Genomic DNA, 24,032 nt, shown 5'->3' with positions numbered 1-24,032 from the left:
CGGTCAAAACGCCATTGTTGCCTGAACCGCGCGCTGCCAGCGCGCATAAGCAGCGTCGCGCTCGGATTCGGGCAAGGCAGGGTCGAAGCGCTGATCCAGGCGCCACGTCTCGGCAAAGCCATCCTGATCAGGATAGATCCCGGCTTTCATTCCGGCCAGCCATGCGGCGCCCAGCGCAGTGGTTTCCTGCATTACCGGCCGGTCAACGGGCGCGCCAAGATAGTTGGCCAAGCCCTGCATGGCCCAGTCAGATGCACTCATCCCGCCGTCGACGCGCAGGATGACATTCGCATCGGCGCCCCAGTCGCCTTGCATGGCATGCCACAGATCGCGGGTCTGGAAGGCGATGCTTTCCAGCGTTGCGCGGGCAATTTCGGCCCGGCCCGAGTTTCGGCTAAGCCCGAACATGGCGCCGCGGCAATCCGGCTTCCAGTATGGCGCCCCAAGGCCGGTGAAGGCCGGAACCAGCACCACATGCTGGTTTGGATCGGCCTTGGCGGCAAGATCACCACTTTGCGGCGCTGATTCGATGATTTCCAATGCATCACGCAGCCATTGCACCGCTGCACCTGCAATAAAGATAGACCCCTCCAGCGCGTAAGTCCGCTGTCCATCCAGCTGATACCCGATGGTCGTGAGCAGGCGATTTTTGGAGGCAACCGGAGTTGCCCCCGTATTCAGCAGCGCAAAGCACCCGGTGCCATAGGTCGATTTCATCATACCCGGTTGGAAACAGGCCTGACCGATGGTGGCTGCTTGCTGGTCGCCTGCGACGCCCAGAATGGGAATGTCACCGCCCAAAAGAGATGTGCTGCCGAAATCGGTCGCACAGTCGCGCACCTCGGGCAGCATGTCCAAGGGTACATCCAGTAGATCGCAGATTTCGGGGCTCCATACGCCTTTGTGAATATCGAACAGCAGGGTTCGGGCCGCGTTGGTAGCGTCTGTAACATGGCTGCGCCCTTCGGTAAGCCGCCAGATCAGAAAACTGTCGATCGTGCCGAACATCAGCTCGCCAGCCTCGGCGCGCGCGCGGGCACCTGGCACTGTGTCCAGCAGCCATTTGACTTTGGTGCCCGAGAAATAGGGGTCCAACAGCAAACCTGTTTGCGCGGTGACGTCATCCTCGCACCCCGCCTGACGGTAGCGCGCGCAGATATCGGCGGTCCGCCGGTCCTGCCAGACGATGGCGTTGTGGATGGCCTTACCGGTCGCGCGATCCCAAACGACGGTGGTCTCACGTTGGTTGGTGATGCCGATCCCTGCGATCTGAGCGGCAGAGGCTCCGACGGTTGCCATAACCTCGCGGCAGACCGTCAGAACACTGTTCCAAATGTCTTCCACATCATGTTCGACCCAGCCTTCCTGAGGGAAATGCTGCGGGAATTCGCGTTGCGCGGTGCCGACACGCTGCATCTGCGCGTCGAACAAAATCGCGCGTGAGGACGTGGTGCCCTGATCGATTGCCAGAATATAGGTCATGCCTGCGCTTCTCCCCCGCTTCGTTTTGCGGGACTTTAGCGCAAACAGTTGCGGTCCTGCCAGAGCAGAAATCAGGCTGGCGTGACCGGGATATTGTCGATCAGCCGAACCCCATCCGCCCAGGCAGTGATGAACAACCGGGCTGGGCGCGAGGCGCGAGGCAATTCTTCCAAACTGTCAGCACAGCGCAGGTCGATATATTCGACCTCGGTGAAACCGGCGTCGATCAGTTTGGCCTTTGCCTTTTGCACCAGCGGTGCAAAGGCTTGCCCGTTTGCCAACTCGGCAGCCAGCGCCTGCATGATTCCGCTTTTCTTCGCGGCAATGCTAAGCCCCTCGGGCGACAGCATCAGATTGCGCGATGACATGGCCAGACCCGACGGTTCTCGGATTGTCGGGCAGCCAATGACTTTGATTGGAATATCCAGATCACGCGCCATGCGGCGAACAACCAGCAGCTGTTGATAGTCTTTTTCCCCGAAATAGGCTCGATCTGCCTGGGTTTGCAGGAACAGCTTGGCCACAACTGTGGCCACCCCTTCAAAATGCCCGGGCCGGAATGGCCCCTCCATGACATCGGTCAGCCCCGAGACTGTCACCGTTGTCGAAAACCCTTCGGGATAGATCTGATCCGGGTCGGGAACATAGATCGCATCCACACCGTAAGGCGCCAGTTTTTCGGCATCTTCAATTTCAGTGCGCGGATACTTGGCCAGATCTTCGGGGTTGTTGAATTGTCTTGGGTTCACAAAGATCGTGACGATCACCCGTTCGCAGTCGGCCTTTGCGGCCTCGACCAATGACAAATGCCCCTGATGCAGCGCGCCCATTGTTGGGACAACACCAATAACCTGGCCGTTTTGGTGCCATTCGGACGTTAATACGCGCAGATCTGCCTGACGGCGCAGGATTGGTGCGGTCATGCTTTCGAGCCCTTGGACGGGGCCTGATCTGCAAAGACGTGTTCCTGAGCCGGGAAACTGCGCGCCCGAACCTCGGCCGCGTAGTCTGCAATGGCCTGTTCCGCCAATGGGCCAAGCTCGGCGTAACGTTTGACGAATTTCGGTTTGAACGCGGTGAAGAAGCCCAGCATGTCGTCGACCACCAGAATTTGCCCGTCACATCCGGCAGACGCGCCGATCCCAATCGTCGGGATTGCAATTTCAGCGGTGATCCGATCGGCGAGTGCTTGCGGAACCTTCTCTAACACGACAGAAAACGCCCCTGCATCCGCGACAGCCTGAGCATCGGCCAACACCGCCTCGGCCTGCTCATCGCGGCCCTGCACTTTGTAGCCGCCCAACGTGTTGATCGATTGCGGCGTCAAACCGATATGGGCCATCACCGGGATACCGCGCTTGACCAGAAAGCGGATGGTTTCGGCCATCTCGACGCCGCCCTCCAGCTTCACTGCGCCTGCTCCGGTTTGTGCCATCAGCCGTGCCGCGTTTTGAAAGGCTTGGGCCGGGTTTTCTTCGTAGCTGGCAAAAGGCACGTCGATGACCATCATGGCCTTTTGCAGCCCGCGGGCGACGGCCTGCCCATGCAAGATCATCATCTCCATGGTCACACCAAGGGTCGAGGGCAGACCGTGCAGCACCATGCCGACGCTGTCACCCACCAGAACAAAGTCGCAATGGTCGTCCATCAGCTGCGCCATGGGCGTCGTATAGGCAGTCAGACTAACCAGAGGTTCGCCGCCTTTTCGGGCTCGAATATCCTCGGCGTTCGGGGCTTTTTTGCGGGCGGTGGCGCTCATGCTCGCTCCTGCGGGGTTCATGTTGCAGTGCGGCATAACAGATTGAATGAGGTTATAGAAACCCCGGTTGCACGAACATTTCCTTGAATGACCTTAGGTTTAAAGGGACATTGTGGGTACGGTGACCCGCAATTCGACGGGTTAACGCGTATTAGTGGGTGGAGAATTTTATGACAAAGCAGATGTTTCGAACCGTAAGCTCAGTGTTGGCAATGAGTGTCAGCGTTCTCGCGGGCCAGGCTTTGGCAAAATCGGATATCACGATTGCCATGCAATTGGAGCCGCCGCATTTAGACCCGACAAGCGCCGCAGCGCAGGCCATCGATTCGGTTGTTTACACAAATGTATTCGAAGGGCTGACCCGATTCATGGGCGATGGATCAGTCGTGCCCGGCCTGGCCGAAATGTGGGAGATTTCCGATGACGGGACCGTCTACACATTCACGCTGAGGGATGGTGTGACCTTTCACGATGGCACCACGATGGACGCCGAAGATGTCAAATTCAGCCTTGACCGTGCCACGGCCGAAGACAGCGCGAACGCGCAGAAAGCGCTGTTTGCCGGAATTGAAACTGTCGAAGTCGTCGATTCTTTGACTGTCAAGGTCACCTTGTCAGAGCCGAATGGGAGTTTCCTGTTCAACATGGCCTGGGGAGATGCGGTCATCGTTGCGCCGGAGAGCATTGATGACATCAAGACCAACCCGGTCGGGACCGGGGCTTTCGCGTTTGGTGAATGGGTTCAGGGCGACAGCATCACGTTGAACCGGAACCCCAACTATTGGGGCAATGAGCCCGCGTTAGAGACTGCGACATTCAAGTTCATCTCGGATCCAACCGCCGCCTTTGCGGCTATGATGGCCGAGGATGTGGATGCGTTCGACAACTTCCCGGCGCCGGAAAACCTGCCTCAGTTCGAGGCTGACCCGCGTTTTAGAGTTCTTGTCGGTTCGACCGAGGGTGAGACGATTCTGTCCACCAACAACAAGCAGCCGCCATTTGACGACATTCGTGTACGCCAGGCGCTGGCCCATGCCATCGACCGGCAGGCAATCATTGATGGGGCGATGTTTGGGTATGGCACACCGATTGGATCCCATTTCGCACCACATAACCCGGCTTACGTCGATCTGACGGGCAATTCAGCCTACGACCTGGAAAAGGCCAAAGCGCTGCTGGCTGAGGCAGGTTTTGCCGATGGGTTCGAAACCACTCTGCATCTGCCGCCGCCGTCTTACGCCCGTCGTGGCGGAGAGATCATCGCCGCACAGCTGGCCGAGATTGGGATCACCGCCGAGATCATCAATGTCGAATGGGCGCAATGGCTGGAATCGGTATTCAACGGCAAAGACTTTGGACTGACCATCGTCAGCCATACCGAGCCGATGGATATCGGAATCTACGCCCGGCCTGAATATTATTTCCAGTATGAGAGTACGGACTTCCAAACCTTGATGGCGACGCTGAATTCGACCACGGCCCCTGAAGAACGGGCAAAGATTCTGGGAGAGGCGCAGCGATTGATCGCAAATGACTATGTAAACGGTTATCTCTTCCAACTGGCTAAACTGGGCGTCGCCAAGGCCGGTGTCCAAGGACTTTGGGAAAATGCCCCTACCGCTGCAATAGATTTGACGGCAATAAGCTGGAATGAATAAAAGCATCTAGCACTGAAGAGGGTCAGCGCATGTTTAGAATAGTTGTTGCCGCCCTTTTCATTGTGGCTCAGGCTGTGATCGGCTCAGCCGTTTCGGCGCAAACACCGCTTGAGAGGGCCGTTGCGCTTTGGCTGGATGGTGATGACGCAAGGGCTTTGCCGATGCTGGCTGAATTGGCGGCTAAGGGCGATGCCGAGGCCCGCTTGCTGTTGGCACGGATCGAAACCACGGATCTGGGTCCGTCACCGTTTCGGCTTGGGCTTGAGCCTGCGCAGTCTCGTGCGCTGTTCCGACAGAAGGATCTTTCGGCGTTCGGACGGTCCTGGTTGGTGGTCGAGGCGGCGGCCGGCAACGAATTGGCGCAAGCCTTGCTGCGCGCTAAACGCCCCGAACCAGATCTCGCTCTGATCTCTCGCCTGAATGCACTGGGCGAACACCAGGCGACGGACTATCCAACCAGGATAATAGCGCTGTACGGCAATGAAGACATGCGCCTTAGCCTGCTGGAAGATGATGGGCTTATGGATGACCTCAAACCGTATCTGTCCTACCTCACCCTTGATCCTGAACCGCGGGGAGACGGCCTTGCCGCCCTGCGTCACATTCAATCGGACGGCGTTGAGGCAGGTTCTGCACCTGCGCTGGGTATGGCTGGAACCTTGGCGCTTGGGCTGGGATACGGGGACCTTTCACCAGACAATCCATGGCGGCCTGCTGTAGAAAGCTGGCTGATGACCGCCCAGTCAACCGTGCCGATTGCGCAACTCTGCTCGACAAGCTGCGGAACCGAGGCACCAGCTTGCGCCTTTGCGTTCATGGCGTTGTCCGGCGGGTATTTTGAGGTCATCCGAACCGACAGCCCGCTTGAGACGGTTATTCCTCAGGACAGGTTTCTGAACAGCCCGCGCGCGCGACTGATGGTGTTGCGCCGGGCGGTTCTGGCCCGAACCGAGACCAATGTTGAATGGCTTGCCGAATCCGCACCCGTAGCAGAGTTGTCGGCCTGCGCCATAGGCCTGATCCAGGCAGAACGTCAGGCGTACCAGTAGCCGCTGGACCCGGGCGGCAAGCGCACTTAACCTGTTGCCAATGCTACGCTATGCCCTCAAACGTCTGCTCTCGCTTATCCTGAGTCTTGCCGTTGCCTCGGTTGTCATTTTCGCGGTGATCGAGATCGCGCCGGGGGATCCGGCGTCTTTCATGCTTGGGGTGAATGCGCAGGCTGACACGCTGGCCGCTTTGCGCGCGGAACTTGGCTTGGATGTGTCCAAGGTGCAGCGATACTTCAACTGGGTCAGCGGGATGCTGGTTGGCGATTTCGGCACGTCCTACACCTATCGCACCCCAGTGTCGCAGATGATTACCGACCGTCTTTGGGTGTCGCTGCCGTTGGCCCTTTATGCGCTGACCCTGTCCACCCTGATTGCCTTTCCGGCGGGCATTTACGCGGCAGCACGTCGGGGCAAGCCCGGTGATTTGGCGGTGATGGGCGCCACCCAATTGGGTGTTGCCGTGCCCAATTTCTGGTTCGCAATGATGCTGGTGCTGATCTTTGCCATCAATCTGCGATGGTTCAATGCCGGCGGGTTTTCGGGTTGGGACACAGGGATTTTGGCAGGGCTGCATTCTCTTACGTTGCCGGCCATTGCGCTGGCCTTGCCACAAGCGGCAATTCTGGCGCGTGTCATGCGGTCGGCCTTGCTAGACATTCTGGGCGAAGATTTCATGCGGACGGCGCGCGCCAAGGGGCTTAACCCCCGTCAGGCGCTCTGGCGTCATGGGGTGAGGAATGCGCTGATCCCGGTTCTGACCATCATCGGGCTGCAGTTTTCCTTCCTTCTGGCCGGATCCATCATCATCGAGCAGGTCTTCTACTTGCCGGGTTTGGGGCGATTGGTGTTCCAGGCGATTTCTGCCCGTGACCTGATCGTGGTCGAATCCGTCGTCATGCTGCTGGTTTTCGCGGTGATCACCGTGAACTTTCTTGTCGATCTCGCCTATGCCGCCGTTGACCCAAGGCTAAGGAGCAGGACATGAGCCGCAACCTGATCCTTGGCGCATGTTTGTCTTCGCTGGTTCTTTTGGCGGCTTTGGTGTCTTTTGTCTGGACGCCATACAACTATGCTGCGCTGAACATTCCCGACAAACTGCAATCGCCCAATACGCAGCATTGGTTCGGCACGGATCATTTCGGGCGCGACATATTCTCGATGATCATGGTTGGGGCGCGGACGTCGATTGCCGTCGCGTTGGTCGCCGTCGGCATCGGTATGGCGCTGGGCGTGCCCCTTGGCTTGGCGGCGGCGGCGCGAAAGGGATCTTGGCTGGACGAAGTGATCATGCGCGGCAACGATTTGGTCTTTGCCTTCCCGTCTTTGGTGATCGCCATCCTGATCACAGCGGTGTTTGGCGCAGGCGCGGTCAATGCCATAATAGCGATCGGTATCTTCAACATCCCCGTTTTCGCGCGCATTACCCGCGGCGCCGCGTTGTCCTTATGGGAGCGTGAGTTCATCCTTGCCGCCCGCGTCGCTGGCAAGGGCGCCGCGCGTATTTCAACCGAGCATATCCTACCAAATGTTGCCAACCTGCTGATCGTTCAGGGCACGATCCAGTTCAGCCTTGGTATTCTTGCCGAGGCGGGCTTGTCCTATGTTGGTTTGGGGGCACAACCTCCGACGCCCAGTTGGGGGCGGATGCTGGCCGATGCGCAGACAATGGTCAGTTTTGCCCCGCATTTGGCTCTAATTCCGGGGTTCGCCATCATCGTAACGGTGTTAGGCCTGAACCTGCTGGGGGATGGGTTGCGCGACTGGCTGGACCCTCGGATTCGGGTGGCGCGCGTATGACGTTGTTGCAGATCAAAGATCTCACGCTGGGGATCCACGGGACGAACATCCTGAGCCATATCAACCTGTCCATTGCGCCAGGGGAAATCGTGGCGGTGACCGGCGAAAGTGGCTCGGGCAAGTCGATGACTGCTTTGGCTGTGATGCAATTGTTGCCAAATGGCGCCATAGCCGAAGGGTCCATTTTGCTGGACGGGCAAGAGGTATTGAACCGCCCCGAACCAGAGATGTGTCAACTGCGCGGATCCTCCATCGGTATGGTGTTTCAGGAACCGATGACGGCCCTGAACCCGGTGAAAACAATCGGTGATCAGGTGATGGAAACCATCCTGATCCACAAAGCCATGCCCCCTAATGGCGCGCGCGAACGGGCAAAGGAGGTTTTGAACCGGGTTGGTTTACCGCCCGATAAATTTCCCCTGTCGCGCTATCCGCACGAGTTGTCCGGCGGCCAGCGGCAAAGGGTTGTGATCGCAATGGCCATCGCCTTGCGCCCCCGACTGCTGATTGCAGATGAGCCAACAACAGCGCTGGATGTCACAACGCAAGCGCAAATTCTCGACCTGCTTAAGGGGTTGGTCACGGAATACGATATGGGCCTGCTGATGATCACCCACGATCTGGCCGTTGTCGCCGATCTGGCCGACCAGATTGTGGTGATGCGCCACGGTAAGGTGGTCGAAACCGGTGCAACCGGGCATTTGCTAGAACACATGCAGCACCCGTATACCCGAATGCTGTTCGACGCGTCCGGCCATACGGTGACGCTGCCTGAACCAGTGTCATCCACGCCGCTGCTTGAGGTTACAGATGTGGTTCGAGAATACCGTCTGCCACGGCATCATCTGTTCGCGGCTCCGGCGCAGCAGCGTGCTGTGGATCACGTGAGTTTCACGCTGAACAAAGGGGAGCGATTGGGACTTGTAGGCGAATCCGGTTGCGGAAAATCGACCCTAACAAGGGCGATTTTGGGTCTTGAAGAGGTGCAACAGGGGCGAATTCTGCTAGATGGCCAACCTGTTTTTGCAGGCCACAAACCCAATTTGGCGGTGCGTCGGAAGATGCAGGTGGTGTTTCAGGACCCTTATGGCAGTTTCAATCCCCGTCACCGCGTCGCCCGATTGATCACCGAGCCGTTTCATTTACTGGATCATCCTCCTGCCGGATCCGAGCGGCAGGATCGTACTGCGGAGATCCTGACGGCCGTTGGCCTCGGCCCCGATGACGCAAACAAGTATGTACACGAGTTCTCTGGCGGCCAGCGACAGCGCATTGCGATTGCCCGAGCCTTGATCATCCGGCCCGCGCTGATCGTGTTTGACGAGGCTGTCTCGGCGCTCGACGTTTCGGTCCGGGCGCAGATTCTGGATCTTCTGGCCGAGCTTTGTGCGGCCTATGACCTGACCTATTTGTTCATCAGTCACGATCTGAGCGTCGTTCGGACAATCACAGATAGGGTGATGGTGATGCGTGCGGGTAAAATCGTGGAGCAGGGTGAGACAGAATCTGTCTTTGCGGATCCGCAGCATGGCTATACCCAAAAATTGATCGCGGCAGCACCGCGACTGCCTGAACTGAGTATCACATGAAGTCCCCTAGTTAGAGCCTAAATTGGAGTCCGACATGATCCTTCCCCTCTGGTTCGATCCCAGCCTTTGCCTGATTGGTGGGGTCTGGAGCACCCCAACGTCCCGAGATACTTTGCCTCTGATCAACCCATCGGATGGGTCCGAGATTTGCCGGATTGCGCGCGGGACGTCAGCAGACATTGATAAGGCTGTAGTGGCTGCACGGACTGCGCGAGACGGGGCGTGGGGTCGGATGACAGCATTGGAGCGTGGCCGTATCCTAAACCGGTTGGGGCAACTGGTGTTGGACCGGGTCGAAGACCTGACTCTGCTCGAGGCCATGGATGTTGGCAAACCGCTGACTCAGGCACGCGCAGATGCGGTGGCTCTGGCACGATATTGCGAGTTCTATGGGGGCGCAGCAGACAAGGTGATGGGTGAGACCATCCCGTATCTGGATGGCTATACCGTATACACTTTGCGCGAACCGTACGGTGTCACAGGCCATATCGTGCCGTGGAACTACCCGATGCAGATCATCGGGCGATCTGTTGGCGCGGCATTGGCAATGGGCAATGCCTGTGTGCTGAAGCCAGCAGAAGAGGCCTGTTTGACCGCCCTGGCCTTTGCCCATTTGGCGCAAGAGGCAGGTTTGCCAGACGGGGCGCTGAATGTGGTTCCGGGGCTGGGCGCCGAGGCAGGTGCGGCTTTGTCGGAACATCCGGGCATCAATCACATCTCGTTCACCGGATCGGTGGCGACGGGCGCGTTGGTACAGCAGACGGCTGGGCGAAACGTTGTACCAGTCACACTGGAGCTGGGCGGGAAATCTCCGCAACTTGTCTTTGATGATGCTGATCTTGATGCGGCGCTGCCCTTTCTGGTGAACGCGGGCATTCAGAATGCGGGTCAGACCTGCTCGGCCTCGTCGCGTATTCTGGTACAGCGTGGCGTCTATAGTCAGGTGAAAGAACGCATGGCAGACGCCTATGCGCAGCTGAGTGTTGGCCCGGCGCAAGACGATTTGCGAGTCGGACCGTTGATCTCTGCGCGCCAGAAAGAGGTTGTGACCGGGTTTCTGGCCAAGGGCGCAGATCTTAACATCGCGGCGCAAGGCAATATCGTCGATACGGCGCCGAAAGGCGGGGCTTATGTGCGACCCACCGTGTTCTCGGATGTGCCGCCTGACCACGTTCTGGCGCAGCAGGAAATTTTCGGTCCGGTTCAGGTTCTGATCCCGTTTGACACGGAGAGTGAGGCTCTAACTATAGCAAACAGTACCGATTATGGCCTTGTTGCCAGCGTCTGGACCCGCGATGGCGCGCGCCAGATGCGTCTGGCCAAGCGGCTAAACTCGGGGCAGGTGTTCATCAACAATTACGGGGCCGGAGGCGGGGTCGAGTTGCCCTTCGGAGGGGTCGGAAAATCGGGCCACGGCCGCGAAAAGGGGTTCGAAGCCCTGTATGGGTTTTCGCAGCTTAAGACGGTGGCGGCCTTTCACGGTTAGACGATCACCTCGATGGGCTGTTGAGCACCAACACCAAAAACCCGCTTGTAGCGGTCGATCTGATCCGCTGGGCCCATTGCCTTTTCCGGGTTGTCCGACAGCTTCACCGTCGGTCGACCATTGGCCGAGACCGCTTTGCAAACCAGCGAAAACGGGGCAAGCGCGTCATTGGGCACAAGCCCACGGAAATCATTGGTCAGTAACGTTCCCCAGCCAAAGGACACCGTTGTGCGATGGGCAAACTGGCTGTGCAATTCCTGAATTTTGTCCACGTCCAGCCCGTCGGAGAATATGATGCGCTTTTCTTGCGGATCCTCACCCCGTGACTGCCACCAGTCTATTGCGATTTCAGCGCCGGCCGCAGGGTCGCCGCTGTCAATGCGAATTCCGGTCCAGCCAGCCAGCCAGTCAGGCGCGCGATCCAGAAAGCCTTTGGTTCCATAGGTGTCCGGCAAGATGATGCGCAGGTTCCCGTCATGTTCATCATGCCAATCGCTCAGCACGTCATAAGGGGCCTGGGCCAGATCGTCATCTTTGTCGGCCAAAGCGGAATACACCATCGGAAGTTCATGGGCGTTGGTCCCAATCGCCTCAACCTCGCGACGCATTGCGATCAGACAGTTCGAGGTTCCGGTAAAGGAGTCGCCCAGCCCCTCCATCATTGCCTGAACACACCAATCCTGCCAAAGGAATGAATGCCTGCGGCGGGTCCCAAAATCTGCGATGCTCAGCCCGTTGATCGTGCTGAGCGGCTCGATCTTTTCCCAAACACGGGTCATTGCGCGGGCATAAAGCACCTGCAATTCAAAACGGCGCATGCTGTTCAGAACGGCGCGGGACCGCAGCTCCATCAACACGGCTAGCGCAGGGATTTCCCACAACATGACCTCGTGCCATTTGCCTTCGAAGGTCAGCTCGTATTGGTCGCCCTTGCGCTCCAGATGATAAGGCGGCAAGCGCAGGTTCTCGAACCATTCCATGAAATCCGAACGGAACATCTGGCGTTTGCCATAGAACATATTGCCCCGCAGCCATGTGCTTTCACCACGGCTAAGGCTAAGTGAGCGGATATGATCCAGCTGCTCGCGCAGCTCTCCTTCGTCGATCAGCCGGGCCAGCGGCACATGAAGCGATCGGTTGATCAGCGAGAACGTGACATCTGTTTGTGGTTTGTTACGAAATACGGATTGGCACATCAGAAGTTTGTAGAAATCCGTATCGATCAAAGACCGCACAATCGGGTCGATCTGCCATTTGTGATTGTAGACACGGGTCGCGATGTCGACCATGGGGAACTCCTGCGATTTCCGTTGTTAGATCAATCGTCACGCTGATTGGCAAGAGTCGCTGATTTGATGACAATGCCCGTATGACGTCACAATGCGGGCATATTCTGCGTTGTTTTCACCGATTAGTGAGGGGTCGAAACAAACTCAGAAGGCTGAACTTGGTGAATGGGTCTTAAGTACGACTTTGATATTGTCAAAAAGGCATCGGACGATTTTGATCCTGAACTGAACACCGCAGGCAGTAATCAAGGCGCCAAGGTGCGTGCGCTGTTTCGGGATATCAAAACGACAGATGCCTTGCGTGGCGCGTCCCCCAAGATCCGCGGCATGTTTTTGGACGCGGGGTTCGGGCTTGAAGCCCATGACAGCGGGATTGCGCCCGACGTTTACCCGCCTGCCGATGAGCTTGATCGGGAACGCATTCTGCGTGACCTGTTCGCAAACATCAAATCCAGAGGGATTCAGGGCGAGTATTCTGGGGAATTCGATTTCCGGCAGTTTCTGCATCATGTCAGACATGCACAACCGGTGAGCGGCGTCATCAGCGCCTCAGCTGTGTCGCAGGGCAAAGCGCATAATCCGCCTGCCGAAGTTCAAAGACGCAGTGTGCCGGGGCGAATTGGCCTGGCCCTTGGCCTGTCAGTAATTCTGATCGCTTTGTTAAAATACTTGGCCGCCGCTGGCGCGTCGCCCTAAGCCAGCACAACGCCCGACGCGCGCATTGCGTTCTCGGCCGCCGCCCGTGACCCGTCCATGTCTATTGCTTTGCAGGCTTTCATCAACACCGTGACGTCAAACCCCAGTTTCGCTGCATCCACTGCCGAGTAGTGAACGCAGAAATCTGTGGCGAGTCCCACCAGTGTCAGCCGGTCGATCCCGCGTGTGTCCAGATACCCTTTCAACCCCGTTGGCGTTTTGTGATCATTCTCAAAAAAGGCAGAATAGCTATCGATTGCAGGGCGGAACCCTTTGCGCAGGATCAGATCACCATCTGTCCGCAATGCCGGATGGAAGGCTGCGCCATGCGATCCCTGAATGCAATGATCGGGCCACAGAACCTGAGGGCCATAAAGCATCTCGATCATCTCGAACGGTGCTTTGCCCGTGTGCGAGCTTGCGAACGAAGAATGCGCGGCCGGGTGCCAGTCCTGTGTGAGGATCACGGCGTCAAATTCATCCATCATGGCATTGATCGGCGCGACGATCTCGTCCCCTCCGGCCACAGCCAAAGCCCCGCCCGGGCAAAAGTCGTTCTGGACGTCTATTACGATCAGGGCATGGGTCATGGTGGCCTCCGTTGACTGCAATATGGGTAAGGGGCCATGTGCGGGGCGTCAATCCGATCCCTTGCGACTCTGGCCCAGCGGGTTTAGACCGCGCGCATGTACACGATCGCTGCCCTATACCACTTTACCCGTTTCGCTGATCACGCCGCCCTGCGTGACCCGTTGGCAGAGCTGTGCCGTGCCAAATCGGTCAAAGGCACGCTGTTGCTGGCACGCGAAGGGATTAACGGCACCATCGCCGGACCCCGTGACGGCATCGACGCGGTGCTGGCCCACATCAAGGCTTTGCCGGGCTGCGCCGATCTGGAGTGGAAAGAGGCCGCTGCCGATCACCCGCCGTTTGGCAAAATGAAGGTGCGTCTTAAAAAAGAGATCGTCACCATGGGGCAGCCGGATGTGGACCCGCGCGCCCGCGTCGGTAACTATGTTGAACCAGACGAGTGGAACGATCTGATCCGTTCCGACGACGTGGTCGTGATCGACACCCGCAACGACTACGAAGTAGCGATTGGTACGTTTGAAGGAGCAATAGACCCTGAAACGACCAGTTTTCGTGAATTTCCAGCCTGGTGGGAAGAGAATAAGGAACGGTTCAACAACAAACGGGTCGCGATGTTCTGTACCGGCGGCATCCGCTGCGAGAAATCCACCAACTATCTGCTGGGTCAGGGGTTAGAGGATGTCTATCACCTGAAAGGTGGCATCCTGCGTTATCTTGAGGAAATGCCAGCGGAAGACAGTACCTGGCAGGGCGATTGTTTTGTTTTCGACAACCGCGTCTCAGTTGGGCACGGGCTGGTTGAAGGCCCACACAAATTGTGCCACGGGTGTCGGCGACCAATCCTGCCCGAAGACGTGAAACGCCCAGAATACGAGCACGGGGTGTCTTGCCATCGATGCATCAACGAGACGTCTGAGGCGGACAAGATGCGCTTTCGCGAGCGGCAAAAGCAGATCGTTTTGGCCCGAGCGCGTGGCGTTGAACATTTGGGTGCGGACTGAATTCGGGTTGCGTCGGCCGGTGTGACGCCGGATGGTTGTCTGACTGTCATCAAAGCGGAGTGGCCATGTCCCGCGAACCCAAAACTCTGGATGAATGGAAATCGACACTGTTTGCGGCGGCGGGGCTGGTGGTTGCAAGCTTTCTGGCCTGGTACGGGCTGTCCCGCCTCAGCGAATCTGCTGCGGGTGACACCATTGGCACATTTGCCTCGATCGGCCTTGTCATCTGGCTGATTTCGCAATCCTGGTTCTACATGACGCAGGTTAAATCGCCCCGCAGGCTTTTGTTTCTGATGGGCGTGTCGTTTATCCAGGTGGTGCCGTTCCTTTTTGCTGCCGTTTATGGCGCGTTTGGATACAGCGATCTATGCGTCGTCGGCGCCAAAGGACCTGCGGATGTGCTGTATTTCTCCTACGTGACCTTTACCACAGTAGGATACGGCGATCTGTCCCCGGCAGGGCTGTGCCGGGGTCTGGCTGCGGCCGAGGCCGTCACAGGGTATATCCTGTTGGGCCTGTTTGTAGCAGCAGCAGTCACCATATACTCACATAACCACAGCCGCAGTTGATCAACTTATTTGTTCTCGTCGATCCAGCTGGACATCCGGTGTTTATCGCGGAAACACTCGGATGGGATCGGGCGGCGTTTGCTGCGTGAAATCCGCTCGGCAAAGGCGACCTGCTTTCCGGTCGGGTAGTTGTCAAAAGGGGATGCAGCCCGGGGCTTATGTGTCGAGATCCAATCAGACAGCATCCGCCGGTCGCGCTGCGCCTCAACAGGAATTTCAAGCGCCGATTGTTCGGCAATCGCGCGGGCATAGCGCATCTGGCGGTCTGTTACCGGCAGCAGGTGGTAATCATTTGTAGGGCCGCTAGGCGCTAAAGTTCGAGCAGACTGTGCCATCGGTGTATCCTCTGACTGTGTAGAACATATATAGAACATTCGGTTAACTTTTCAAGCCTGCGCACACTGCCGAGCCCGCACTTCAGGCTGTTTGGTGAGGTTATTGACTGACCAATCAATAACCGGTAGGGGCGAATTAAGCTGCCCTTTGTGACCGAACGAGGGGCTGCGCTTGCAAAAAAGAGGACTCGGTTATGAAGTTTCAGCCCAAGGCCAGCCATTTCATCGACGGCGCCTATGTCGAGGATACCAGCGGCGCACCCATCGACGTGATCTATCCCGCAACCGGAGAAGTGATCGCACGGCTGCATTCGGCGACGCCTGCGATCGTTGATCAGGCTCTAAACAGCGCAAAAACTGCTCAGAAGGCCTGGGCTGCCATGTCTGGAACCGAGCGCGGCCGCATTCTGCGCCGTGCGTCAGACATCATGCGTGACCGCAATCGCGAGCTGTCGATCCTGGAAACCCATGACACCGGAAAACCCTTGCAGGAAACGCTGGTGGCAGACGCGACCAGCGGCGCGGACGCGTTGGAATACTTCGGAGGATTGGCCGCATCCCTGACCGGGGAACACATTCCTCTGGGCGGTGGCGATTTCGTCTATACCATCCGCGAGGCGTTGGGCGTGTGTGTTGGTATCGGTGCGTGGAACTACCCGACCCAGATCGCTTGCTGGAAAGGCGCCCCGGCGCTGGCCTGTGGCAATACGATGATCTTCAAGCCATCTGAAACCACGCCGTTGTCGGCGCTGCAGGTTGCCGAGATCCTAATCGAAGCCGGGGCGCCCAAGGGGGTCTACAATGTGCTTCAAGGCTATGGTGACGTGGGCGCATCGTTGGTCACCGATCCGCGCGTTGCCAAAGTGTCGCTGACCGGATCGGTTCCGACGGGTCGTAAGGTCTATGCCGCGGCAGCAGATGGCATGAAGCACGTGACGATGGAATTGGGCGGCAAGTCCCCGATGATCGTGTTCGACGATGCTGACATTGAAAACGCGGTATCCGGTTCGATTTTGGGCAACTTCTATTCCTCGGGGCAGGTCTGTTCGAATGGCACTCGTGTTTTTGTTCAGAAAGACATCAAAGAGGCGTTCTTGAACCGACTGTCTGAACGTCTGGCTACGACAAAAATCGGCGATCCACTGGATGAGCAAGTCAACTTTGGCCCGATGGTCAGCGAAAACCAAATGAACATCGCGTTGAGCTATGTCGAAAAAGGCAAATCCGAAGGCGCACGGCTGGTCTATGGCGGCGCACAGATTGAAGGCGAAGGCTACTACATGCAGCCAACGGTCTTTGCCGATGTCACCGACGATATGGCCATCGCGCGCGAGGAAATCTTTGGCCCGGTCATGTCAGTTCTGGATTTCGACACCGAAGAAGAGGTTTTAGCGCGCGCCAATGACACCGAGTTCGGCTTGGCAGCGGGCGTGTTCACCAACGATCTGACCCGTGCCCATCGCATCGTCGCAGGGTTTGAAGCCGGTACGTGCTATATCAACACCTACAACCTTGCCCCGGTCGAAGCGCCGTTTGGTGGATCAAAAATGTCCGGCGTCGGGCGCGAGAATTCCAAGCTGGCGATCAACCATTTCAGCGAGATGAAGACGGTTTACGTTTCGATGAACGACGTCGACGCACCATACTGATTCAACTCTGGTTGAGAATTATTCGAGCCATGAGATATCTGTTCCCGACATTTCGCGTCGGGAACAGAGCATAAGCCCATCCCGACCTGTGGCTGACTTTCCTGCAACGGAGCCGATCTGGCGGCGCCCGAAACGCAGGAGACTATCCCATGAAAACCCACGCGCAGGCCGTCGTTATCGGAGGGGGCCTTGTCGGTTGTTCGATTCTTTACCATTTGGCCAAGCTCGGTTGGACCGACGTGGTCCTGCTGGAACGGGATGAGTTGACCAGCGGTTCAACCTGGCACGCGGCGGCGAATATTCACGGGCTGCACGACAACAACAGTATCACCCGCATCCAGCATTATACCATGAATCTGTATAAAGAGCTGGAGAAGGAAACCGGGCAGGGCTGTGGTGTGTTCCAATCCGGATCGCTCTACCTGGCGCAGACTGAAGACCGGGAACACCAATTGCGACTGCAAGAGGCCAAAGCTAAGTTCTACGGTCTGAATTTTCACGAAATCAGCCGCGAACAGGCGATGGAACTGCACCCGTTGGCGCAATTTGACGATGTTCGGTGCATCATGTTCGAACCCGATGGCGGCAATGTCGATCCCTCGGGCGTGACCCATGCCTATGCTGCTGGCGCGCGGGCAATGGGGGCCACGATCGAGCGGTTTTGCCCCGTAACAGGCACTGAACAGCAACCAGATGGGTCCTGGATCGTGCGCACCAAAAAGGGTGATATCCATACACAATGGGTGGTCAATGCCGGTGGTCTTTGGGGGCGCGAAGTCGCTGCGCTTGCGGGTGTAGAACTGCCCTTGCAACCGACTGAGCATCAGTATTTTGTAACCGAGGCGATTGATGAGGTTGCCGAGCTGGGCCGCCGCCTACCGTCCATCGCCGACCGGGATGGCGAGTATTACTTCCGTCAGGAAGGCAATGGCCTGCTGATCGGGGCCTATGAGAAAGACATGCGGTTCTGGGCGGAAAACGGCACGCCATTGGATTTTGCCCACGAGCTGTTCCCCGATGATCTGGACCGGATCATGGAGAATGTGATCCGCGCGACGGAACGTGTTCCCGTCGCCGCCACCGCTGGGGTGAAACGTGTGATCAACGGGCCAATGATTTGGTCTCCGGATGCCAATGCGATCTGGGGGCCGGTGCCCGAGTTGAAGAACTATTTTTGTTGTACAGGGATTATCCCAGGTTTCTCTCAATCCGGCGGGCTGGGGCTGTTGTCCGCGCAATGGATGATCGACGGGGAGCCAGAATACGACATGTTCGCCTGGGACTTGGCCCGTTTCGGCGATTGGGCGGACAAGAAATTCACTAAAGCGCGGGTTGAAGACCAGTATTCGCATCGTTTCGCGATCCACTTCCCAAACGAAGAGCGCAGCGCCGGTCGTCCTGCCCGCACTCGTCCTGCGTATGAGATGCAACAAGAGATGGGCTGCGTCTTTGGTCTCAATTGTGGCTGGGAGCACCCGCTATGGTTCGCGGATCAGCCGGGAGCCATCGAAACTAACGGCTTCACCCGTCAAAACTGGTGGGAGCCGGTCGGTCGCGAAGCGAAGATGCTACGTGAGACTGTCGGTGTCATCGATATCTCGAACTTCGCCAATTACGTGATCAAAGGTCCAGGGGCCTACGATTGGCTGGACCGCCTGGTGGCCAACCGGGTCCCGACTGACGTAGGGCGGTCCTGTCTGACTCCACTGATCTCGGTTCGGGGCGGCGTCGCTGGCGATTTCACAATCACAAAAGTCGCAGATGATGAGTACATGATGATCGGCTCTGGCATGGCCGAGCGTTACCACCAGCGTTTCTTCAACATGGTCGATCTGCCTGAGGGCACCACGCTCGAGGTTGCAACAGATCGTATCGCGGGTTTCAACGTGGCAGGACCAAAGTCGCGCGACATGCTGCAGCGCCTGACAAATGCGGATCTGTCAAGCGAGGCCTTCCGGTTCATGCGCTCGCAGACCGTTGACGTGGGAGGGGTTACATGTCTGGCCATTCGCATCAGCTTTACCGGCGATCTAGGATGGGAGCTGCATTGCGCGGAAGAGGATCAAATCAGGCTCTATTCAGCGCTTTTGGACGCGGCAAAAGAAATGGATGGCGGCCCGGTGGGCGGCCGTGCGTTGGGCTCTCTGCGCATCGAAAAAGGTTATGGTTCGTGGGGTCGGGAGTATTCTCAGGAATACTGGCCACAAGAGGTCGGGCTGGCAGGGTTGATCAAGCTGGACAAGGAGTTTTTGCACAAAGACGCCTACCTGGCCGTCAAGGACAACGCCCCGCGTGAGGTGCTCTCGATTTTTGAGGTTGATGCGGTCGACGCCGACGCAGCGGGAGGTGAGCCGATCTTTACCCCCGATGGGAGACCAGTAGGTCGTGTGACGTCCGGCGCTTACGGCTATTCGGTCGGCAAATCACTGGCGCTCGGGTATGCCGATCCGAATGTGGCGCGGCCCGGCGAAACGGTCGAGATCTTTGTTCTCGGCAAACCTCATACTGCCCAGTTGTTGGCGAAACCGCCATTCGATCCCGACGGCCTGCGCCTGCGTGATGCTAGACCGCTCGTGATGGAAGCGGTCAAATGACAGACACCTTCGCCTGCGTTGCCAAATTTGCCCTGGGCCGTTCGGCACAGGACATGCCCATCAGCGCGCGCGAGGCTGCCGCGTTGTTGATGCTGGACACGATGGGCATTCTGATCGCATCGGGCCCAATGGAGGCCGGAGTGATCGCGCGCGATACGGCGGCGTTGCTCTATGCCAGTTCAGACCCGTCCTACAGCGCGCGCATGATGTTTGACGGGCGACAGGTCAGTATGGCCGGGGCCACCTATGCCGCTGCAACCCAGACCGACAATCTGGACGGTCATGACGGCTATAACCCGGTCAAAGGCCATATAGGCGTCGTCGTTTTGCCTGCCCTCGCGGCCCTTGCGGAACACTGTCCAGATCTGACGGGACCCGAGGCTTTGGCCGCGGTGATTATCGGTTACGAGGTCGCGGGACGTGCCGGTTTGTCGCTGCACGCAAGTGTCAGCGATTATCACACCTCTGGGGCCTGGAATGCGCTGGGCGTAGCGGCAATGGCTGCGCGCTTGCGCAGGCATACACCCGAACAATTGCGACAAGCGATGGGGATCGCTGAATTCCACGGCCCCCGCAGCCAGATGATGCGCGAGATTGCAAACCCTACGATGTTACATGACGGATCAGGCTGGGGCGCGATGGTCGGAATGTCAGCAGCAATCCTGGCCGAGCGTGGCTTTACCGGCGCCCCTGCGATCACAATCGAAGCAGCCGTGGCCGCGCCGCATTGGGCGGATCTGGGCGCGTTCTGGGTGGTCGAAAATCAATACATAAAACCTTACCCGATCTGCCGATGGGCCCATGCCGCAATCGACGGGGTAAGAGCGATACTGTCCGAGCATGATCTGACCCATGAGCAAATCGAAAGGTTGGACATCCGTAGCTTCCACGAAGCGGTTTGCCTGTTTTCCGGCCTGCCTGAAACGACGTCACAGGCGCAGTATTCCCTGGCATTTGCAGTGGCTAGCTACGCGGTGCATGGTCCGATCGGAGTGGAACAGATCACAGGCACCAGTTTGTCCGATCCGGGTGTCGCCGCTTTGATGGCGCGTATTCATGTGGCCGAAAGCGATCATCACAACGCAGGTTTCCCGCAAGGTCGCAGCGCCGATGTCCGTATCACCACCACAGACGGGCGCGTCCTGGTGTCAGGCCACGTTGACGCCCGCGGAGGCACCGAAGCACCGCTGACCAAGACTGAAGTGATCGAAAAATTCATGCAATTCGCCTCTCCCGTCGTTGGGCATGCGCGTGCCGAGGCCATTCGCCAGGCTGTTTTGGGCTGGATCGACTCAAAGACTTCCTACGCGGATGTGGCGGACCTTATTTATGACCCGCCGACGACCTGAGACCAACTGTCGAGCGCGGCCATAGCCCCTCAGGCGAACAAACTGGTTGGACCTAAGATGGCTGCCGCAACCGACGCGCTATTCGTTCTTCACCGAGTCGAGAAGCTCAGCGATCTGCTGACGCGCCTTTGCGCTGTCATCCAGTAAATTGGCCGCATCCGCCAGTGGTCTGGCTGGCAATCTGATTGGCGGTTCGGACAATGCTGTTGCCGCTGCATTTATGTCCGCGAATTTCCCTGCCGGCTCTGAACCGACCGCGGGCGGTAGTCCGGCCAGCCACAAATAGCGGTTCGCCGTCATTGTTTCTCCGAGTTCCCGCGACATCTCGCCAGCCGCCGCATAGTCTTCAACGGCGCTCATGGCCTGAACCCGCAGCGCAAATGCATTTCTCGATGCATCACTTTCCAACTCTAGCATCGCCTGATGTGGGCGACCATCCATCAGGGCAGCGCGGGCCCGTAACCGCGCCCGTTCAGATCGTCTGGTGCTGTCTTGTTGTCTGTTGGCCAAAGCAAAAGTCTGTGCCGCAAACCCAAGCGAAGCGAGGCGCCTCGATAGGACTATGGCGGTATCTGTCGACAATAGATCGGTGAGCTCTGATGGCATTGCTAATGTCTGACGTAGAAAAGTCACGTCGTCCGATCGCTCTGCGAGCAATTGAAGGTGCCGATTCAAGGTGACTGGCACCTCTTCTCCATCTGGCAAAGTCTTGATCAGATCCAGTGCGCTGTCGAATTCATGGTTCAAGCCAAGAGCGACTGCATGAGTTCGCGCCATCATAGGTCCAATTTCGGATCGTCGGAATTCCATCGCATAAGACGCGGCAAGCCCAAGCTCTTGCGATGTTACCGCACCCCGATCAACCCAGCGTTTGTCAACCAACCGGGCCAGTGCCAATGGTGCTTCCGTCAAAGCGCCCGGGCTGGAGGCGACCTCGCTGAGCAACGTTTCAGCGCGCTCGTCGTCACCTGCTGCCTCGGCGACCTTGGCCTTTACTCGCGTCACGCTGGAGTGTTCGGTCAGTTCGATGCGATTAACCGAGCGCAACACGCGCCGCGCGGCCTCTAGCTCCTGAGCATCGACCAAGATGGACGACACCCTTGGCCCGAGCGTGCGACGAAGATGTTCAGGCAGCCTGGCAAAGGCTTGTTCAATCGCCTCAACATCGGCTTCGGGTGCCAGCTCACTTTCCGATAGAACCGCCCATAGCGCCGCGTCGCTGTCACATCGCTGTAGTTTTCTGAATGGGTTTGGTCCGGACATCTGTCGATCGTCCATGATATATGCGATGGCGGAAACCCTCGTCAGTTCGGGGGTTTGCGTCTCCATCAACCCCAATACTCTGATCGCCTCTGCCCCAAATCCATAAAACGCGTAGAGCTCGGCGAGACTGACAGCGCGCTCGTCGTCCAGATGATCAAACTCCTGATACAGCCCAACCCTTAGGTCCGCCAACTGGCTGTGGAATGGGCGCGCTTCAGACCAGTGATCAAAGCCCAATTCGGTGGTCGAGAAACAGGTCGGCCTATCCCCGATCTGCAGCAATTCTGCACCAAGCAACCCGTTCAGATCGTCAAGTACACTCGACAGATGAATATTCGAACTCAGACCGGGCGGCACTGCCGTTCTCGAAACACTGGACGAATTACGAGGCGCGACAGGTGCCAGGTTCAGGTCAAGCAGGCTCCTATCCGCGCCTTGCAGCAGACGCGCAGACAACTGGTCCCTAAACTCCTGCTCGTTCATGTTCAGAGGCGGCAGCTTCAAATCCACTTTCAGACCCAGTCTTTTGGGGTGAGATTCACGGTCTGGTTCGCGCGTCGAAACTGGCGGAGGGATGTAAGTGGTCAGCGGTGGCAATGAAATGCCAGGTGCGATGTCGACCACGATCATCGAGTTTCTAAACAAAAAGGCCGACGCGCCGCAATCGCATCCGAACTCCATGTTCAATGCGGCCCCGGGCTGGGATTGCGACAGGGACGACAGACGATTGGTTGTCAGGCGTCCAAAGACCGATCTGGTTTGAAAGGTGACGTCATCCACCTCCACGGTCAGCGTTGCGCCATTTTTCTGCTGCGCCAAAACCCAACCGGTGTCTGGGGGCACGTTGAACACAAGGCGTGTGTACCCGTCATGCTCGCCAGATCGTACCGTCACTTCCTTCGACGCTGCGCCCGATGCGACCGCAATCAGGATGGAAACCACTGCACAAAATCGTGTCATGCCGCCGCCTGCTTAAGTTCCTTCAGCGCGTCCTCAAGCTCGGTAAAGCCGGGGCGGTTGTGGGTCGGTGTGTTTTGACGCCCGACTTCAATGCACATCGCCGCGTTGTGATTGTGCAGGTTGGCAACCAGAACCTCTTTGATCAGCTGGTAAAAGTGGTTGTCCTCCTCCACCACGGATTTCAACTTACCTGAAAATGGGCCGACCAACCCATACGCCAAAAAAACCCCCAGGAATGTACCGACCAAAGCGCCACCGATCAGTTTTCCCAAAACTTCGGGCGGCTGATCGATCGACCCCATTGTCTTGATCACACCCAGAACCGCGGCAACAATCCCCAGCGCAGGCAGGCCGTCTGCCACGGTCTGCAGCGCGTGGCTGGAGTGCATCGCATGGTGAAAATTAGCCTCCATCCGTTTCTCCAGAACCTCTTCGACCTGATGCGGATCGTCATAGTTCATCGAAGCCGATCGCATGGTGTCGCAAATAAGATCAACAGCTTCCTTATCAGCCTGTATCTTAGGGTACGCGGAAAAGATGCTGGAACTTTCGGGCTCTTCAATATGTTGTTCAACCTCTACCGGATTTGCACGCGCGATGCGGATTAACGAAAACAAAAGGCACAACAGGTCGCGATAATCCTCCGGTTTCCATTTTGGCCCTTTGAAGACTTTTCCCATGTCTTTGAGTGTGTGTTTTACGCCGCTCATATCGTTACTGATCAGGAACGCACCGATTGCGGCGCCGCCGATCATCATCATCTCGAACGGTAGGGACTTCATAATGATGGTCATCTTGCCGCCTGCGGCGAGATAACCGCCGAACACCATCACGAAAATGACGACAATTCCAACAATTCCAATCATTTGCGGTCTCCAGCAATATCCAGTGCAGGGTTAGGGGACACGGGCAT

Annotated in this window: 20 protein-coding genes; 12 read left to right on the top strand and 8 right to left on the bottom strand. The window is 57.7% G+C overall.

Features of this window, described 5'->3' with window-relative positions; translation table 11 throughout:
* Nucleotides 1-3 precede the first annotated feature (3 nt).
* From glpK to panB, 3 genes are all read right to left on the bottom strand, one after another.
* Entirely contained in the window at nt 4-1,482 is a 1,479-nt protein-coding gene (gene glpK, locus Q1B13_RS08165) for a glycerol kinase GlpK (RefSeq protein ID WP_299079298.1), read from the bottom strand.
* 71 nt (nt 1,483-1,553) lie between these two features.
* Entirely contained in the window at nt 1,554-2,405 is an 852-nt protein-coding gene (panC, locus tag Q1B13_RS08160; protein ID WP_299079295.1) for a pantoate--beta-alanine ligase, read from the bottom strand.
* A complete protein-coding gene (gene panB / locus Q1B13_RS08155) occupies nt 2,402-3,241 on the bottom strand; it encodes a 3-methyl-2-oxobutanoate hydroxymethyltransferase (protein ID WP_299079292.1) in 840 nt (279 codons plus the stop codon). Before panB ends, panC begins: the two co-directional genes overlap by 4 nt.
* A gap of 170 nt (nt 3,242-3,411) precedes the next feature.
* Here panB and Q1B13_RS08150 point away from each other — a divergent pair, with 170 nt between their 5' ends.
* From Q1B13_RS08150 to Q1B13_RS08125, 6 genes are read left to right on the top strand one after another with little or no spacing between them, the layout of a single operon-like run.
* On the top strand, nt 3,412-4,899 hold the full coding sequence (locus Q1B13_RS08150; protein ID WP_299079289.1) for an ABC transporter substrate-binding protein: 1,488 nt from the start codon (nt 3,412-3,414) through the stop codon (nt 4,897-4,899).
* A gap of 29 nt (nt 4,900-4,928) precedes the next feature.
* Nucleotides 4,929-5,948, top strand: coding sequence for a hypothetical protein (locus tag Q1B13_RS08145; RefSeq protein WP_299079286.1), 1,020 nt, complete (start codon nt 4,929-4,931; stop codon nt 5,946-5,948).
* Nucleotides 5,949-5,988: 40 nt separating this feature from the next.
* A complete protein-coding gene (locus tag Q1B13_RS08140; RefSeq protein WP_299079283.1) occupies nt 5,989-6,936 on the top strand; it encodes an ABC transporter permease in 948 nt (315 codons plus the stop codon).
* Nucleotides 6,933-7,748 (top strand): ABC transporter permease, encoded by an 816-nt coding sequence (locus Q1B13_RS08135; RefSeq protein ID WP_298934238.1) that lies wholly within the window; start codon nt 6,933-6,935, stop codon nt 7,746-7,748. The genes Q1B13_RS08140 and Q1B13_RS08135 overlap by 4 nt, the downstream gene beginning before the upstream one ends.
* Nucleotides 7,745-9,337: an ABC transporter ATP-binding protein gene (locus Q1B13_RS08130; protein ID WP_299079281.1), complete on the top strand. Its 1,593-nt coding sequence runs from the start codon at nt 7,745-7,747 to the stop codon at nt 9,335-9,337. Before Q1B13_RS08135 ends, Q1B13_RS08130 begins: the two co-directional genes overlap by 4 nt.
* Nucleotides 9,338-9,371: 34 nt before the next feature.
* Nucleotides 9,372-10,823 carry an aldehyde dehydrogenase family protein gene (locus Q1B13_RS08125; protein ID WP_299079278.1) on the top strand — a complete coding sequence of 484 codons (1,452 nt, stop codon included), beginning with the start codon at nt 9,372-9,374 and terminating at the stop codon, nt 10,821-10,823.
* On the opposite strand, the gene pncB is transcribed toward Q1B13_RS08125, so the two are convergent.
* Complete coding sequence (gene pncB, locus Q1B13_RS08120) at nt 10,820-12,112, bottom strand: nicotinate phosphoribosyltransferase (RefSeq protein ID WP_299079275.1); 1,293 nt, start codon at nt 12,110-12,112, stop codon at nt 10,820-10,822. The two genes, Q1B13_RS08125 and pncB, sit on opposite strands and share 4 nt — an antisense overlap.
* Nucleotides 12,113-12,277: 165 nt before the next feature.
* On the opposite strand from pncB, the gene Q1B13_RS08115 reads away from it, so the two are divergent.
* Nucleotides 12,278-12,808, top strand: a complete 531-nt coding sequence (locus tag Q1B13_RS08115) for a hypothetical protein (protein ID WP_298934244.1) — start codon at nt 12,278-12,280, stop codon at nt 12,806-12,808.
* Here the strand turns inward: Q1B13_RS08115 and pncA are convergent.
* On the bottom strand, nt 12,805-13,398 hold the full coding sequence (gene pncA, locus Q1B13_RS08110) for a bifunctional nicotinamidase/pyrazinamidase (RefSeq protein WP_299079272.1): 594 nt from the start codon (nt 13,396-13,398) through the stop codon (nt 12,805-12,807). The two genes, Q1B13_RS08115 and pncA, sit on opposite strands and share 4 nt — an antisense overlap.
* A gap of 96 nt (nt 13,399-13,494) precedes the next feature.
* Here pncA and Q1B13_RS08105 point away from each other — a divergent pair, with 96 nt between their 5' ends.
* Together Q1B13_RS08105 and Q1B13_RS08100 are read left to right on the top strand one after the other, a co-directional pair.
* Complete coding sequence (locus Q1B13_RS08105) at nt 13,495-14,400, top strand: rhodanese-related sulfurtransferase (RefSeq protein ID WP_299079269.1); 906 nt, start codon at nt 13,495-13,497, stop codon at nt 14,398-14,400.
* 65 nt (nt 14,401-14,465) lie between these two features.
* A complete protein-coding gene (locus tag Q1B13_RS08100; RefSeq protein WP_299079266.1) occupies nt 14,466-14,969 on the top strand; it encodes a potassium channel family protein in 504 nt (167 codons plus the stop codon).
* A gap of 5 nt (nt 14,970-14,974) precedes the next feature.
* Here Q1B13_RS08100 and Q1B13_RS08095 read toward each other — a convergent pair whose 3' ends face one another.
* The gene (locus Q1B13_RS08095) at nt 14,975-15,304 is read right to left on the bottom strand and encodes a hypothetical protein (RefSeq protein ID WP_299079263.1); all 330 of its coding nucleotides are present in this window, start codon (nt 15,302-15,304) and stop codon (nt 14,975-14,977) included.
* Nucleotides 15,305-15,498: 194 nt separating this feature from the next.
* Between Q1B13_RS08095 and betB the strand changes: the two genes are divergently transcribed.
* The 3 genes from betB (at nt 15,499) to Q1B13_RS08080 (ending at nt 20,896) form a co-directional block, all read left to right on the top strand.
* The gene (betB, locus tag Q1B13_RS08090; protein WP_299079260.1) at nt 15,499-16,953 is read left to right on the top strand and encodes a betaine-aldehyde dehydrogenase; all 1,455 of its coding nucleotides are present in this window, start codon (nt 15,499-15,501) and stop codon (nt 16,951-16,953) included.
* 149 nt (nt 16,954-17,102) lie between these two features.
* Nucleotides 17,103-19,547: an FAD-dependent oxidoreductase gene (locus Q1B13_RS08085; protein WP_299079257.1), complete on the top strand. Its 2,445-nt coding sequence runs from the start codon at nt 17,103-17,105 to the stop codon at nt 19,545-19,547.
* Nucleotides 19,544-20,896 (top strand): MmgE/PrpD family protein, encoded by a 1,353-nt coding sequence (locus Q1B13_RS08080; RefSeq protein ID WP_299079254.1) that lies wholly within the window; start codon nt 19,544-19,546, stop codon nt 20,894-20,896. Before Q1B13_RS08085 ends, Q1B13_RS08080 begins: the two co-directional genes overlap by 4 nt.
* Before the next feature lie 78 nt (nt 20,897-20,974).
* Here the strand turns inward: Q1B13_RS08080 and Q1B13_RS08075 are convergent, their stop codons facing one another.
* Together Q1B13_RS08075 and motA are read right to left on the bottom strand one after the other, a co-directional pair.
* The gene (locus tag Q1B13_RS08075) at nt 20,975-23,119 is read right to left on the bottom strand and encodes a hypothetical protein (RefSeq protein WP_299079251.1); all 2,145 of its coding nucleotides are present in this window, start codon (nt 23,117-23,119) and stop codon (nt 20,975-20,977) included.
* Nucleotides 23,116-23,985: a flagellar motor stator protein MotA gene (gene motA / locus Q1B13_RS08070; RefSeq protein WP_299079248.1), complete on the bottom strand. Its 870-nt coding sequence runs from the start codon at nt 23,983-23,985 to the stop codon at nt 23,116-23,118. Before motA ends, Q1B13_RS08075 begins: the two co-directional genes overlap by 4 nt.
* Between the last annotated feature and the right edge of the window lie 47 nt (nt 23,986-24,032).

Source organism: uncultured Ruegeria sp. (assembly GCF_947489545.1).
Lineage (GTDB): Bacteria > Pseudomonadota > Alphaproteobacteria > Rhodobacterales > Rhodobacteraceae > Ruegeria.
The sequence above is the reverse complement of the archived record's forward strand: the minus strand, read 5'-3'. Positions and strand labels throughout refer to the sequence as shown.

Excerpts from the sequence above, each read along its gene's own strand:
- Q1B13_RS08150 (WP_299079289.1), top strand. The coding sequence starts at position 3,412 with ATGACAAAGCAGATGTTTCGAACCGTAAGCTCAGTGTTGGCAATGAGT.
- motA (WP_299079248.1), bottom strand. The coding sequence starts at position 23,985 with ATGATTGGAATTGTTGGAATTGTCGTCATTTTCGTGATGGTGTTCGGC.
- Q1B13_RS08080 (WP_299079254.1), top strand. The coding sequence starts at position 19,544 with ATGACAGACACCTTCGCCTGCGTTGCCAAATTTGCCCTGGGCCGTTCG.
- Q1B13_RS08115 (WP_298934244.1), top strand. The coding sequence starts at position 12,278 with ATGGGTCTTAAGTACGACTTTGATATTGTCAAAAAGGCATCGGACGAT.
- panC (WP_299079295.1), bottom strand. The coding sequence starts at position 2,405 with ATGACCGCACCAATCCTGCGCCGTCAGGCAGATCTGCGCGTATTAACG.
- Q1B13_RS08125 (WP_299079278.1), top strand. The coding sequence starts at position 9,372 with ATGATCCTTCCCCTCTGGTTCGATCCCAGCCTTTGCCTGATTGGTGGG.
- Q1B13_RS08140 (WP_299079283.1), top strand. The coding sequence starts at position 5,989 with ATGCTACGCTATGCCCTCAAACGTCTGCTCTCGCTTATCCTGAGTCTT.
- panB (WP_299079292.1), bottom strand. The coding sequence starts at position 3,241 with ATGAGCGCCACCGCCCGCAAAAAAGCCCCGAACGCCGAGGATATTCGA.
- Q1B13_RS08130 (WP_299079281.1), top strand. The coding sequence starts at position 7,745 with ATGACGTTGTTGCAGATCAAAGATCTCACGCTGGGGATCCACGGGACG.
- pncA (WP_299079272.1), bottom strand. The coding sequence starts at position 13,398 with ATGACCCATGCCCTGATCGTAATAGACGTCCAGAACGACTTTTGCCCG.
- betB (WP_299079260.1), top strand. The coding sequence starts at position 15,499 with ATGAAGTTTCAGCCCAAGGCCAGCCATTTCATCGACGGCGCCTATGTC.
- Q1B13_RS08095 (WP_299079263.1), bottom strand. The coding sequence starts at position 15,304 with ATGGCACAGTCTGCTCGAACTTTAGCGCCTAGCGGCCCTACAAATGAT.
- Q1B13_RS08100 (WP_299079266.1), top strand. The coding sequence starts at position 14,466 with ATGTCCCGCGAACCCAAAACTCTGGATGAATGGAAATCGACACTGTTT.
- Q1B13_RS08145 (WP_299079286.1), top strand. The coding sequence starts at position 4,929 with ATGTTTAGAATAGTTGTTGCCGCCCTTTTCATTGTGGCTCAGGCTGTG.
- pncB (WP_299079275.1), bottom strand. The coding sequence starts at position 12,112 with ATGGTCGACATCGCGACCCGTGTCTACAATCACAAATGGCAGATCGAC.
- Q1B13_RS08075 (WP_299079251.1), bottom strand. The coding sequence starts at position 23,119 with ATGACACGATTTTGTGCAGTGGTTTCCATCCTGATTGCGGTCGCATCG.
- glpK (WP_299079298.1), bottom strand. The coding sequence starts at position 1,482 with ATGACCTATATTCTGGCAATCGATCAGGGCACCACGTCCTCACGCGCG.
- Q1B13_RS08135 (WP_298934238.1), top strand. The coding sequence starts at position 6,933 with ATGAGCCGCAACCTGATCCTTGGCGCATGTTTGTCTTCGCTGGTTCTT.
- Q1B13_RS08085 (WP_299079257.1), top strand. The coding sequence starts at position 17,103 with ATGAAAACCCACGCGCAGGCCGTCGTTATCGGAGGGGGCCTTGTCGGT.
- Q1B13_RS08105 (WP_299079269.1), top strand. The coding sequence starts at position 13,495 with ATGTACACGATCGCTGCCCTATACCACTTTACCCGTTTCGCTGATCAC.